Genomic DNA, 13,111 nt, shown 5'->3' on the forward strand with positions numbered 1-13,111 from the left:
TCCGCTCCCATTACATCAACGTCCTAAGTTACAGTGGGGAATAACTATGTAGGTTAAGCGTGCGCAAGATTTCTTGATATACTAGATAGTATATAACTAATAGAACCAATTGTTCACTGAGATATATCAGAACGAATAATTGAGCTTTTAGACATATAGATATATTGGGTATGTTAATTTGCGTTCATTCGTGGCAAATATAATTAAAAGCCTATGGAGGTCATATATATGGAATTAATAGGTAAAATTATAGCGTTTACTATGGAGACTATTTCAAATTGATTGGGGAGTAACGCTCTATTGAGAGATATTAAGAATGGGTTTAAGCGAAAACGCAATTGAACCAAATACTCATATTTGATACAGTGATATTAAATATACATAGGAGGTTGTTAGAATGATTTACTTTCTTATAGCGTTTCCTTTGATAATGATGTTAATATTAATAGCCAAAGCTAAAAAGGAAAACAAGGATGAGTAAATTTTTAAAAACACTAGGCGATTTTATATTCATTATTGCTATCTTTGTGATAGGTACATATTTATTAAGTTATTTTAATATACATATAACTAATCGGCTTGCTGACAAAATAAGTTCGTTAAACATTATTAATATCTACAGTGATAATGGATTAAATGGACTTTTAACATTAGGGATTGTATTAGCGGTAATCTCATTTGTTTACGATATGGTTTTTAGAAAAGAAAAACAAAGTGATTAGTAAATAAAAGAGGGCAAAAAAAGGGCGTACTTTTGAAATAAAGGGCAAGAGTATGAATATTAACTCATTAATATTATAGCTATAAATATTGTTATATAAGCATTTTAATAGCGAATGAAATGATATAAAATATCCCTATATTAAAGAGGAAAACTCCGTAAGCATAGGCTTATGGAGTTATTTTTGTGTTTTGAGAATTATAGAACCATTTATTAAAGGACCTGGGATATCATTATGTTTTAGGCTATGAACTCTATATTGACAGTAGTTGACTGGAGTGCAAATATGTTGATACCAAGTTGTTTTCAATCTTAGTCAGCCTTGCCAGGGCGGGGACTACGAATTTATAGTGAATGCTGTCCCGCTCTCATTGCAGCAACGTCCTATGTTACACTTATAATTAAGATGACTATAAGCGAGGTAAACGGTTTTGAATATTTATGTAGCTTTGCTATTAGGCTTATTATTTATAGTATTATATTCTGTAACTTGTACTTTTTTCTATAACTTAAATTATAGAAGGATAAATAAAGGTAATAATATGAATAAAAAACAGATTTATATTAACCTATTAGTGCATGGGTTTATCGGTCTGGTATATGTAACAGTAGTAATTTATTTTTCTTATTTTAAATAAAAAGATCATTTCAGACGCTTGAACGGAATCATTTATTGTATGTAATTTGAGTTTGCAAGATCGTATAACATAATTGTATATTGATAAAAAGGCTTCATTTTCAGCTTTGGAGATATTTGTTATCATATGTGGTAAATATAAAAAGTATTTATGGAGGCCATACATGCGAAGTAATAATAAACGTTATTGGTTCCATAATACATGCAATAATCATATAATTTACAGAAAAGCGGATGAGAATTTCAGAAATAGCAATAAGAATAATTAGACAGGAGTGTAACTATGGCAAAGTATTTTACTTCTATGAAAGTGATTTTGTACCTTTTAATCTTAATTATATTACAGCCAATCGTTTTTAATGTTTTAAATTTAGACGAATCTAAACTTCTAGGCATTATCGGTCATGTGATTATTATATTGATAGGTATTGCATTAATTTATTTACACGCTAAGTATAATAAAGATAGAAGTAATAATTAATTTTAAATCAACACAGCAAACGGGCAAGGTTATTTTGAATACACTAATAATAAATTAAAAGAAATACATGTAAATAATATTAGTGAAAAATACTGATATATATACAACGGGTATCACTAATTATATTTAAATACTGACATATAGTCATGAGTCAAAATAATATAAAAAGGACTGGGACATCATTATGTGTTAGGATTTGAACTAAATATTGGCAGTCGTTGAGTGGATTGAAAATGCACTTATACTAAGCTTTTTCAATCCTAGTCAACCATGCCGTGGCGGGACTACGAATTTATAATAAATGCTGTCCCGCCCCATTGCATCCATCAGGCCAATGATAATATTAGTACGTTTTACGATCTTGATACAGTATGCCCACGCCATAGCCACCTGTTCCAACTTGGTAATCAAATTTAATAATTTCGATATAAGGATTTTCTTCTAAAAATTGATTTACTTTCTTATTTAAACCATTTTCAGTCATTGTACTAAAGTTAATGAATTTCATCTTAATTATGCCTCCATATACGTATATTTTAATCATTGATTTTTACATAATTATAACATGTATTAGAATATAAAATTTAATATAATATGTTAGCTCGAATCATTTGTTAATAAGGTGTAAAGATGTTGTAAATTACGAGTCTGTGATAAAATTAAAGTATGTTCAGATAGGCGCGAACATAGTGAATATTATGCCTAATGTTATATGTGTTCTTACACATACAGCGCACCCGTCTTCCAACCCAGGGCGGGTGTGCGTTGTATAAAAATAACGCCTGAGACATAATGATAAGCTCCCTTCAACGTAGACATTGAAAAAATGAAAACTTTGAAGGGAGCTTTTTGATATTTCGTAATCATATATTGGCAGTAGTTGAGTGGATTGCAAATACGCTTATACTAAGCTATTTAAAATCTTAGTCAACCATGCCGTGGCGCCGGGACTATGAATTCACAATGAATGCTGTCCTGCGCCCAATATAAACTTAGAGACGAATATCTACGTCTTCTAATTGTTGTTGACATTCTTGATATTTACTTTCCACAAATAATTCATATGGTGCATCAAAGAAATCGGCTAAATTCATAGCGTCTTTAAATTCTGGTTCATGTTGATGATTTTCCCACTCCCATAATTGATGTGGCTCATAATGTGTACCATATTTTTTATTTAATAAATCTGTTAATTCATTAATTTCTAAGTTACGTTTTGTTCTTAAGTTAAATAAAGCATGTGAGCTCATAACATAACCTCCAATAAGTAATAGTCCTTTATATATTCTTGATATTTATATATATTATGCCTATTCTCAAAAATAATCAACTTATTAATTTTGGAACTTCAAAATAGCATTGTTATATAATAAACGAATTTAACAGCGCGTTTTTTGTGCATCATTCATGTATAATTGCTATTATTTCGTAATTTTTTTAAAATGTTTGTAAATACACAATAATTAGAAAAGGACTTGTTGATATTTATGAAAACGTCATGGATCATATGGTGGATTGTGACTGTTTTTTGGATAATTACGTTTGCAGGCATGTCGTTGGCTATTTTGATTCGGAAAGTAGATGGTTCTGGCATGGTACAGTCACCTGAAGCTCGAATGTACGCTTTGATTGTACTTTTAATCGCTTACATTATTCCATTTATAATTCAGATTGTATGGCTGATTATTAATATTATCGTTAAATACAGAAAGCGGTAAAACACGAGGAAAGTTATATAGATTCCATAAAACCAAGTTTTAAAAAAGTTTATATAAAAATGCTATAAATTTTGTTGTGATGTTTATATTGTCGACAGAGTGGTATACATAAGGGACATAATAATTTAATTGATGAAGGAGAGAATAAATTATGGGATTTATATTAATGCTTATAGTCGGCGGATTAATTGGTTGGGCAGCAGGTGCCATTTTAGGTAAAGACATTCCAGGTGGTATACTTGGTAATATTATTGCTGGTATTGTAGGTTCTGCTGTAGGTAGTTGGTTACTAGGACATTGGGGACCATCTATTGCTGGTATTTACATTTTCCCAGCATTATTAGGTTCAATCATTTTAATTTTCTTAATTTCTTTAGCTTTAAAAGCATTAAGAAAATAGACATCGTATCATTTGAGCGACTGTATCAAGTATCGTAAAGACGGTACTGGTATAGTTCGCTTTTTTATTTTAATGAGGTTGTTCATATGGGATTTACCTTAAAATACATAAAAAAAGAGGATGACGTCGGGTTAAGGCGTCATCCAGGAGTATTATGTTCATGAATATAAAAGACTATGTAGTTATCTCTAACTACAGTTATATTTTAGCATGATTACATGTTACTAGCAATAAAAATAGTGATAATAATTAGAAATTTTGCACAATGAAATTACTTAATAATGATATTTTTTTAATAATAATTGTATCACATTGATGTATTCAGGTATGATACAATTGTTGTGATTGATTCATCAAAGTAACAGTCTTAAAATCATGTTGGTTTATATCATAGTTTGCCCAACAAAAGTATTGTGATAAGAGACATTAAAATTATAAATATATTCTGCAGCATGAAAGGTAATAGACTATGAAAATATATTTTGTTAGACACGGAGAATCACAAGCTAATTTAGATAATCATCAAGGTAAGACATACTATTGCGGACAACTTGATGTTGATCTCACACAGACGGGAAGAAATAGTGCACAGGCACTTGAATCTTATTTTAATACTAAAGATATTCAGCATGTCTATGTGTCAGATTTAAAGCGCACAGTACAGACGTATAGCTGTATTTTCCCATATGATATTCCTACGACGCTAACGCCATTGCTTAGAGAACGTTCCCTAGGTGTATTTGAGGGGAAAAATCAACAAGAACTCGAACAGATATCCGAATATAAGAAATATTTTACCCAATCATCATATATGAATTTTAGAAATAGCTATACTCAACGTGTACCTCAAGGAGAAAACTATCAAGACGTTATTGATCGTTTTGAAGCGTTTTTTAATCATACCGTCAATTCGACGTATGATACTATTGTAATTGTGGCGCATCAAATACTTATTCGCTGTGCCTTAGTGTATTTAGGTGTATTAAAACGTGAAGACGCCAAGCAAATACATATTGAAAACTGTAAACCCAAAGTGGTAGAAATATAAAATAAGGAGCGGGACAGCAATCATGATGAATGAGTAGTCCCGCCCCGGCAAGGTTGACTAGGGTTGAAAAAGCTTGGTATCATCGTATTTTCAATCCAGTCAACTACTGCCAATATTTAGTTCATAGCCTAGAACATAATAATGTCTCAGGCACTTTCTGCCAAAAATAAAGAATTTTAATGCTAGAAAATGATATATTAACCGAGCGTATTTTTGTCACGTATTTAATATAAATTAAGCAGTAGTATAACGATGGCAATAATGATATCAGTAACAACAATACCCATATTCTTTTTATAAATATTAGGAATGACGTTAATCAATAAGCCGATAATTAATAGTATAGGAATAATCAATTTAGGCAAATCAATAAAAAAGCTAATAATTAGGATAATTAAGGCTAATAACATACATATTGTTGATATATAATTTAAAATTTTGCAAAACAAAGGTTCATTATAATAATCTTTGTCCATATAGTGATACCCTCCATAGTGTTATTATTTCACTATAAAGGGTATCATAATTTGTTTGTGCTACCAACTTTAATCAATATTCTTAACATATTATTTAAATTATGAACGCAACATCATTTCATGTGTCATCTAAAAAGTCGCTTAGCGGTATGAGCATCGCATGCAATTAGAGTAAACTGAGACATCAATAAACTTATGCCTTAGTTTTATTTATCAAAGACATCAGTCTTAATATGTTTATCGTTTAAGAAAGATTTGATTTTGTTTTGAACTTTACCATTTACATCACCAGCATAATGTGTTGGAACATCTACTACATTAATTGAGTTTTGTGGTTGATAGTTTAATTCTTCAATAGATTTATCAACATCAGAAATGGTGCTATTTAAAGCATGAAAATACTTAATGATACGTTCGGTATTTGCTTCGTATCCCTTTGGCAGGGTATTATTTTTTACAAAGTTTTTGAAGTGCATATCGTTTTTAACTGCATTATTAGATAATTGACTTAACTCTTTAGCCTGCTTGTCAGTTACTTTATTTTGACTATCAGATTGCTTATCTAATTTACTTTGCATTAAATATTTATTGTCAAGGATAATTGAATTAACATCTAAATATTTTTGGATCGCTTGATTCATCTCTTTTTCACTGAGTTTTTCATTTTGTTTATTAGAAGAAAAGATGTCTTTTTCAGTTATTTTTTTAACATTTTTGGGTGCATGGATACCATTTGCGTGGTGGTCATTATCATCTATATCACCATTTGAACAAGCGCTTAAGACGAGCACAATAGTGAATAATAAAGCATAAATTATTCTTTTTTTCATCGTATTTTGTATACTCCTTTATAACTATCGCATGAATGTTTGTTTGCATACATAATAATAATAGATTATCACGTATATCACAATAAATGAACGTTTACGATATATTAAATTTTATAATATGAAGAAAATATGGCGATAATTTGTATGGATATTAAAGTTAGTGTCGTAGAGTGTATACTTATTGGATTCATTAGAAAGTTTTTGCTGATGCAAAATGATGAATAATGAAAGATCTTCAAAAGACTGTGAAATCATTATGTTTTAGGTTATGAACTAAATATTGGTAGTAGTTGACTAGGAATTCATAATGAATTCTGTCCTGTTCCCTTGGCTCACTTCATCATTTTAAAACATAAAAAACGAACCTCATTATCGAGGTTCGTCTTTAAAGATATTGTTGATAGGTGGGCTAATTTAATTAATTTCGGATGAGATAATCAAATGCGTTTAATGCAGCATTAGCACCTGATCCCATAGAGATAATAATTTGTTTATTTTTTTGATCTGTTACATCTCCTGCAGCAAAGATACCAGGAACGTTAGTTTGATTATTGCGGTCAGTCACAATTTCTTTACGTTCATTAAGCTCAACTGCATTTCCTAACCATGCTGTATTAGGAACTAATCCAATTTGAACAAAGATACCATCTAAAGTTAATTCTTTAATTTCATTAGTTGACATATCTTCATATTGGATACCAGTCACATGATCATCACCAAGAACTTCTGTTGTTCTAGCATTTGTTGTAATATCAACATTAGATAATGAACGAAGACGTTCTTGTAACACAGTATCTGCTTTAAGCTCTGGTGCAAATTCAAATAATGTAACGTGTTTTACTATACCAGCTAAATCAATGGCTGCTTCAACACCTGAATTACCACCACCGATAACTGCCACATTTTTATTTTCAAAAAGTGGACCGTCACAGTGCGGGCAGAATGCCACACCTTTATTGATTAGGCGATCTTCTCCAGGAACGTTGAGTTTACGCCAACTTGCGCCCGTTGAAATAATCGCAGTTTTTGTTTCCAATACTGCATTATTTTCGAGTGTAACACGAATAGCTGAATCTGTTTTTTCGATATTTGTGGCACGAATACCTGTCATAGCATCAATGTCATATTGCGCAATATGATCTGCTAAATTAGATGAAAACTCACTACCAGTCGTTTGTTTAACTGTAATAAAGTTTTCAATGCCAGCTGTATCATTAACTTGACCACCAATACGGTCAGCGATAATTCCAGTGCGTAGGCCTTTGCGGGCTGTGTAAATAGCCGCACTACCACTTGCTGGTCCACCACCTATGATAAGTACATCATAAGGGTCTTTATTTTCATATTCAGAAGCATCTTGTGTGCTACCTAGTTTAGATAAAATATCTGAAATTGTCATGCGACCATTGCCAAACTCTTCACCGTCTAGGAAAACAGCGGGCACAGCCATGATATTTTCAGATTCATCGCGGAAAATCGCACCATCAATCATCGTATGCGTAATGTTAGGGTTAATTACACTCATTAAGTTTAATGCTTGAACGACATCTGGGCATTTTTGACACGTTAAACTAACATAAGTTTCAAAGTGATAGCTACCATCTAGTGCTTTGATTTGATTAATAATGCTTTCTTTTTCTTTAGGAGCACGACCACTTACTTGTAAGATAGCCAAGACTAGTGAATTGAATTCGTGGCCTAATGGAATACCGGCAAAGGTAATGCCGGTTTCTTCATTAGGACGATTGACTGAAAAACTTGGCGTACGTTTTAAGTCTTTTTCAACGACTGTTATACGCTCTGACATGCCTGAAATCTCATCTAAGAGATCTTTTAATTCTTTGGATTTATCGTCGGAACCAATGCTCGCTACAAATTGAACATCGCCTTCCATTAAGTCAAGAAGTTGAGACAATTGTTGTTTTAAATCTTTGTTAAGCATGCTTTTCGGATGCCCCCTTAAATTTTACCTACTAAATCTAATCCTGGTTGTAGCGTTTCTGAACCTTCTTCCCATTTAGCTGGGCAAACTTCACCTGGATGTTGACGAACATATTGAGCAGCTTTGATTTTGTGTACTAATGTGCTTGCATCACGGCCAATACCGTCAGCATTAATTTCAGCTGCTTGAACAACGCCATCAGGGTCTATAATAAATGTACCACGTTGAGCTAGACCTGATTCTTCATCTAATACGTCAAAGTTACGTGTAATAACTTGTGATGGGTCACCAATCATAACGTATTGGATTTTACTAATCGCATCTGAATGGTCATGCCAAGCTTTGTGTACAAAGTGAGTATCTGTTGAAACTGAGAATACATTCACACCTAAATCTTGTAATTGATCGTATTGATTTTGTAAATCTTCTAATTCAGTAGGACATACGAATGAAAAGTCTGCTGGATAGAAGCAAACAACACTCCATGAACCTTTTAAATCATCTTGAGAAACATCTTTGAATTCGTCTTTCTTTGGATCATAAGCTTCTGCTGTAAACGGTAAGATTTCTTTGTTAATTAATGACATAGGTAAATTCCTCCTAAATTTGATTGTAGATTGTGAATTAGAATCACTTCTTGATTATAATAATTCTAATCTCTTAATCGCTATTATCACATGGCAAGTTTAAATAGTCAACATAAGTAACTCACTAAATTATCAGAAAATAATTAGGATATGAATTAAGCTTAATAAACTTCAATAATTAGAATTAAAGTTCACAAATTATACAAGAACTTAAAAATATATTCACATTACCATTTAACCTCTTTTAACCTTGGCAAAACATGACAAGAAATTTTAGACACAAAAAAGTGGCAACAGCTACATACTTATTATAGTTATTGTAGGTTGCCACTTTGGAATTAAAAGAATGATTAGTTTAGAAAGGTTTGTGAACCTAATTACTTCTGCGTTTAGCATAAGGACGATCATAGATAATAATTAATATTATATGTGAATCTTTGTTTACAATTTTATCAATTAGATATTCATTTTCTCAATTAAATAGTAGTTAAGAATTGCTGTTGAATATCATAAATTAAATCATATCTTAATTTGTAACCGTTATGTCAACAGAACCAACTTCGCCATAGCTTGCTGTATAATTACCTTCTTCTAAAGTTAATGGCGAGATAAAAGTTCCTGATGATATGATTTGATCTTTTTTCAATTGCTTATCTTGAGACTGTAATTTATTGTTTAACCATTTTACGGATTCAATAGGATTGCCTAATACTTCATTTGAAAGGCCAGTTGCGATTTCTTTGCCATCTTTTACTAATGATAACGGAATATTCGCGAATGCATCGTAGTCTAATGGGTCAACAAATTTGCCAACTACAATAAGACCTGTCGCTGTATCGTCTGAAATAAGATCGGCTAAAGTGAAATTAGGGAACCAATCGATATATCGCGCATCAGGTATTTCAATGCCTGCCGCAACTTTAACATTAGATAAAATAGTTAGATTATCTGAGTCTTTAGGTAAGTCTGCCGTCAGTTTAAACATAATTTCTGGCTCTAACAAAGGACTAAATAATTTAGATAATGAAATTGTGTCGCCCCCTTTGACTACTTTACTTGATAAAATAGTGCCGTAAGCGGGTTCGTTGGTATTGGCAATCGCTTGAGTTGCCGCACTGGTCATACTTACTTTATAACCAGCTACTTTAGAACCTTCATAAGATTGTAGTTGTTTAATTAAATCATCTTGCGTATGATAAGCTTCACTCTCATTTAATGAATAAGATTTACTTATAAACTCAATAGGTTGATGCGTTTTAAAAGCATTAAATAAAGCTGAAGATACGTGTTGATTAGCTTGAGTCATACTATCATCGCTCCTTAATATTCTGAAAATTTCTACTATTATGATAACGATATTTAACTTTGATGGCAAATGTTTTTAATTTATGACTAAATGGGTATGAAGCGAGTAAACATACAATTTAACAAATCATTGTTATAATGAAGCAACGATAAAGGAGTGGATAATGTGTCAGAATATGCATATGAATTGATGAAAGAACATCATTCTGTGAGACAATTTAAAGATAAACCATTAAGTGATGATGTTGTAAGAAAATTGGTTGAAGCAGGTCAAAGTGCTTCAACGTCAAGTTACTTGCAAACATATTCCATTATTGGCGTTGATGATCCTCAAATTAAAACAGATTTAAAAGAAGTATCTGGACAGCCATACGTTGTCGATAATGGATATTTATTTGTGTTTGTGCTTGATTACTATCGTCATCAAATGATTAACGAACGCACAGATAATGATATGACAGGATCATTTGAATCAGCAGAAGGATTGTTGGTAGGTACGATTGATGTAGCTTTAGTCGCTGAAAATATGGCAGTCGCTGCCGAGGATATGGGTTATGGCATCGTTTATCTGGGCTCATTGCGCAATGATGTTGGTAGAGTGAGAAACATTTTAGACTTACCTGAGTATACCTTCCCGTTATTTGGTATGGCTATAGGTGAACCAGCCGATGATGAGCAGGGGACACCAAAACCACGATTACCATATGATAGTGTGTTCCATCAAAATAAATACAACGCAGATAAAGACAATATCACACGTGTATTAATAGAATATGACCAGTTAGTTAGCGACTATTATAAGAAGCGCACAAATGGTGCACGAGTAGAAACCTGGTCCGACCAAGTCCAGGCTTTCTTAAGTAATAAACCACGTCTAGATATGTTAGAACAATTAAATAAAGCGGGGTTTATGAAACGATAATCATTGATATATAGAATAAAAGAAGCTGGGACATAATTATGTTTTAAGTTATGTACTCTATATTGGCAGTAGTTGACTGGATTAAAAATACACTTATACCAAGCTTTTTCAATCCTAGTCAGCCTTGCCGGGGCGGAACTAAGAATTCATAATGAATTCTGTCCCGCTCCCTTTTGTTTAGCTTTAACTTGTTGTTAAATCACCGTAATGCTCAGAGTTGAATTTTTCTTTATCGAGATGGCGTGTTAATTTAGCTGTTCCTGTACCAGCTAGCATTGAATCATTGACATTTAATGCGGTACGTCCCATATCAATGAGTGGCTCAATAGATATTAAGACACCAGCGAGTGCTACAGGTAAGTTTAATGTTGATAATACTAAGATAGAAGCAAATGTTGCGCCGCCACCTACACCAGCAACACCAAATGAGCTAATAATTACTACAGCAACTACGGTTAAAATAAAGCTGAGATCTACTTTGACATCTGCGACAGGTGCTACCATGATAGCAAGCATTGCTGGATAAATGCCGGCACAGCCGTTTTGACCAATTGATAAACCAAAGCTTGCTGAGAAGTTAGCAATACCCTCTGGGACACCAAGACGTTGTGTTTGTGTTTGGATATTGAGCGGCAATGCACCTGCGCTTGAACGTGATGTAAACGCAAAGACCATAACTTCGAATGTTTTTTTCATATATTTAATTGGGTTAAGCCCCAAACCACCTAAAATGATTAGATGAATCATGTACATTGTAATCAGTGCTGCATATGATGCGAGCATAAATTTAGCTAATGTCCATATTGCCGCAAAATCACTAGTAGCAATTGTAGATGACATAATGGCTAGAATACCGTATGGTGTAAGTCTTAAAACAAATGTCACAATAGCCATGACCAGTGCATATATCGCATCAATACCACGTTTTAAAAGGCTGCCATTTTGTGGTTGTTTACGAGCCACACGTAAGTATGCAAAACCAACGAACGTAGCAAAAATAACTACGGCAATCGTGGAAGTAGTTCTTTGACCAGTAAAGTCAAGGAATGGATTGCTTGGTAATAGTTCTAAAATTTGTTGTGGCAAGGTATTGGCTGTAAGGTCTTTAGCTTGCTTGCTTATTTCCGTACCACGAGAATGTTCAGCACTACCCAAATCGATACTAGATGCATCTAAACCGAAAAGCATCGCGTAAATGATACCGACAATCGCAGCAATTGCCACTGTACCAATTAAAAAAGCGAAAATATAACTACCTATTTTGGCAAATTTATCGCCTATTTCAATTTTACTAAAGGCTGAGACGATAGAAATAAATATGAGTGGCATTACAATCATTTGTAGTAACGCTACATAGCCATCGCCCACAATACTAAACCAATCTGTAGTTTGCGTTAATATATTTGAGTCTACGCCATAACTAAGGTGCAACACAATGCCATATACAATCCCAATACCTAAAGCAGTAAAAACGCGTTTAGGGAATGACACGTGCTTTTTAGCCATTATCCATAATGCAACAATAAAGGCAACTAAAATAAAGACGTTAATAACTGTAAAAAAATGTTGCATGTATAATCCTCCCAAAGATTTATTGTTTTAATTCCGATATATATTATAAGGATAATGCTATTAATAACAGAATTCAATATAAAAGATATAAAAATTATACCTATAAAAGAAGTAAAACTATTCAGACAAAATTATAGTAAATATAAGTAGTATGGATAAAATAGCAAATGCCATCATTCATTTGAGAGGTGAAATATGGGAGGCAGATTGAATCAATCGTGCAATCAAAATAGTTGAGCGATTTAAAATATAAGTGCTTTTTAATGAGAAATGTGAGTTAAAAAGATCAAGAGTGGCAGGGAATAAAATGACCAGAACATATCAACAAGAAGTTATTTCAAAATGAAATATAATGAAACATGATTTAGTTAAGGTGAAATTGACTTAAGAAATGAAATAATGACGACTAAACAAAATGGAGTCTGGGACATAATTATATTTTAGGCTCTGAGTTCTATATTGGCAGTAGTTG

14 protein-coding genes are annotated in these 13,111 nt (G+C 32.6%); 6 read left to right on the top strand and 8 right to left on the bottom strand.

All coding sequences use genetic code 11. The features are described 5' to 3' along the window. Positions 1-473 precede the first annotated feature (473 nt). Positions 474-722 (top strand): hypothetical protein, encoded by a 249-nt coding sequence (locus tag CD041_RS11255; protein WP_002479242.1) that lies wholly within the window; start codon positions 474-476, stop codon positions 720-722. Positions 723-1,641: 919 nt separating this feature from the next. Beyond that, a complete protein-coding gene (locus CD041_RS11265) occupies positions 1,642-1,839 on the top strand; it encodes a hypothetical protein (protein ID WP_002492167.1) in 198 nt (65 codons plus the stop codon). Between the two features lie 343 nt (positions 1,840-2,182). Here the strand turns inward: CD041_RS11265 and CD041_RS12185 are convergent, their stop codons facing one another. After that, positions 2,183-2,347 carry a hypothetical protein gene (locus CD041_RS12185; RefSeq protein WP_002479244.1) on the bottom strand — a complete coding sequence of 55 codons (165 nt, stop codon included), beginning with the start codon at positions 2,345-2,347 and terminating at the stop codon, positions 2,183-2,185. Positions 2,348-2,831: 484 nt separating this feature from the next. Beyond that, complete coding sequence (locus CD041_RS11270) at positions 2,832-3,089, bottom strand: transcriptional regulator (protein WP_080606643.1); 258 nt, start codon at positions 3,087-3,089, stop codon at positions 2,832-2,834. A gap of 237 nt (positions 3,090-3,326) precedes the next feature. On the opposite strand from CD041_RS11270, the gene CD041_RS11275 reads away from it, so the two are divergent. The 3 genes from CD041_RS11275 (at position 3,327) to CD041_RS11285 (ending at position 5,005) form a co-directional block, all read left to right on the top strand. Further along, entirely contained in the window at positions 3,327-3,557 is a 231-nt protein-coding gene (locus CD041_RS11275; RefSeq protein ID WP_002461108.1) for a DUF3923 family protein, read from the top strand. Between the two features lie 148 nt (positions 3,558-3,705). Further along, positions 3,706-3,957 carry a GlsB/YeaQ/YmgE family stress response membrane protein gene (locus CD041_RS11280; RefSeq protein ID WP_172412362.1) on the top strand — a complete coding sequence of 84 codons (252 nt, stop codon included), beginning with the start codon at positions 3,706-3,708 and terminating at the stop codon, positions 3,955-3,957. 469 nt (positions 3,958-4,426) lie between these two features. Further along, entirely contained in the window at positions 4,427-5,005 is a 579-nt protein-coding gene (locus tag CD041_RS11285) for a histidine phosphatase family protein (RefSeq protein ID WP_080606642.1), read from the top strand. A 224-nt stretch (positions 5,006-5,229) separates the two neighbouring features. Here the strand turns inward: CD041_RS11285 and CD041_RS11290 are convergent, their stop codons facing one another. From CD041_RS11290 to CD041_RS11310, 5 genes are all read right to left on the bottom strand, one after another. Then, the gene (locus tag CD041_RS11290) at positions 5,230-5,481 is read right to left on the bottom strand and encodes a hypothetical protein (protein ID WP_002461111.1); all 252 of its coding nucleotides are present in this window, start codon (positions 5,479-5,481) and stop codon (positions 5,230-5,232) included. Positions 5,482-5,687: 206 nt separating this feature from the next. Then, positions 5,688-6,311 (bottom strand): NDxxF motif lipoprotein, encoded by a 624-nt coding sequence (locus CD041_RS11295; RefSeq protein ID WP_002461112.1) that lies wholly within the window; start codon positions 6,309-6,311, stop codon positions 5,688-5,690. A 418-nt stretch (positions 6,312-6,729) separates the two neighbouring features. After that, on the bottom strand, positions 6,730-8,253 hold the full coding sequence (ahpF, locus tag CD041_RS11300; RefSeq protein WP_002461113.1) for an alkyl hydroperoxide reductase subunit F: 1,524 nt from the start codon (positions 8,251-8,253) through the stop codon (positions 6,730-6,732). Positions 8,254-8,270: 17 nt separating this feature from the next. Beyond that, the gene (gene ahpC, locus CD041_RS11305) at positions 8,271-8,840 is read right to left on the bottom strand and encodes an alkyl hydroperoxide reductase subunit C (protein WP_002461114.1); all 570 of its coding nucleotides are present in this window, start codon (positions 8,838-8,840) and stop codon (positions 8,271-8,273) included. Between the two features lie 526 nt (positions 8,841-9,366). After that, complete coding sequence (locus tag CD041_RS11310) at positions 9,367-10,146, bottom strand: 2-keto-4-pentenoate hydratase (RefSeq protein WP_002461115.1); 780 nt, start codon at positions 10,144-10,146, stop codon at positions 9,367-9,369. A gap of 165 nt (positions 10,147-10,311) precedes the next feature. On the opposite strand from CD041_RS11310, the gene CD041_RS11315 reads away from it, so the two are divergent. Then, positions 10,312-11,067, top strand: a complete 756-nt coding sequence (locus tag CD041_RS11315; protein WP_070648014.1) for an NADPH-dependent oxidoreductase — start codon at positions 10,312-10,314, stop codon at positions 11,065-11,067. A 183-nt stretch (positions 11,068-11,250) separates the two neighbouring features. Here CD041_RS11315 and CD041_RS11320 read toward each other — a convergent pair whose 3' ends face one another. Beyond that, a complete protein-coding gene (locus CD041_RS11320) occupies positions 11,251-12,639 on the bottom strand; it encodes an L-cystine transporter (protein ID WP_070648013.1) in 1,389 nt (462 codons plus the stop codon). Positions 12,640-13,111 lie beyond the last annotated feature (472 nt).

Source organism: Staphylococcus lugdunensis, from assembly GCF_002901705.1.
GTDB classification, from domain to species: domain Bacteria; phylum Bacillota; class Bacilli; order Staphylococcales; family Staphylococcaceae; genus Staphylococcus; species Staphylococcus lugdunensis.

What these genes read in the sequence shown, in the direction of transcription:
- CD041_RS11255 (WP_002479242.1), top strand. Translation starts at nt 474, where the DNA reads ATGAGTAAATTTTTAAAAACACTAGGCGATTTTATATTCATTATTGCT.
- CD041_RS11265 (WP_002492167.1), top strand. Translation starts at nt 1,642, where the DNA reads ATGGCAAAGTATTTTACTTCTATGAAAGTGATTTTGTACCTTTTAATC.
- CD041_RS12185 (WP_002479244.1), bottom strand. Translation starts at nt 2,347, where the DNA reads ATGAAATTCATTAACTTTAGTACAATGACTGAAAATGGTTTAAATAAG.
- CD041_RS11270 (WP_080606643.1), bottom strand. Translation starts at nt 3,089, where the DNA reads ATGAGCTCACATGCTTTATTTAACTTAAGAACAAAACGTAACTTAGAA.
- CD041_RS11275 (WP_002461108.1), top strand. Translation starts at nt 3,327, where the DNA reads ATGAAAACGTCATGGATCATATGGTGGATTGTGACTGTTTTTTGGATA.
- CD041_RS11285 (WP_080606642.1), top strand. Translation starts at nt 4,427, where the DNA reads ATGAAAATATATTTTGTTAGACACGGAGAATCACAAGCTAATTTAGAT.
- CD041_RS11290 (WP_002461111.1), bottom strand. Translation starts at nt 5,481, where the DNA reads ATGGACAAAGATTATTATAATGAACCTTTGTTTTGCAAAATTTTAAAT.
- CD041_RS11295 (WP_002461112.1), bottom strand. Translation starts at nt 6,311, where the DNA reads ATGAAAAAAAGAATAATTTATGCTTTATTATTCACTATTGTGCTCGTC.
- ahpF (WP_002461113.1), bottom strand. Translation starts at nt 8,253, where the DNA reads ATGCTTAACAAAGATTTAAAACAACAATTGTCTCAACTTCTTGACTTA.
- ahpC (WP_002461114.1), bottom strand. Translation starts at nt 8,840, where the DNA reads ATGTCATTAATTAACAAAGAAATCTTACCGTTTACAGCAGAAGCTTAT.
- CD041_RS11310 (WP_002461115.1), bottom strand. Translation starts at nt 10,146, where the DNA reads ATGACTCAAGCTAATCAACACGTATCTTCAGCTTTATTTAATGCTTTT.
- CD041_RS11320 (WP_070648013.1), bottom strand. Translation starts at nt 12,639, where the DNA reads ATGCAACATTTTTTTACAGTTATTAACGTCTTTATTTTAGTTGCCTTT.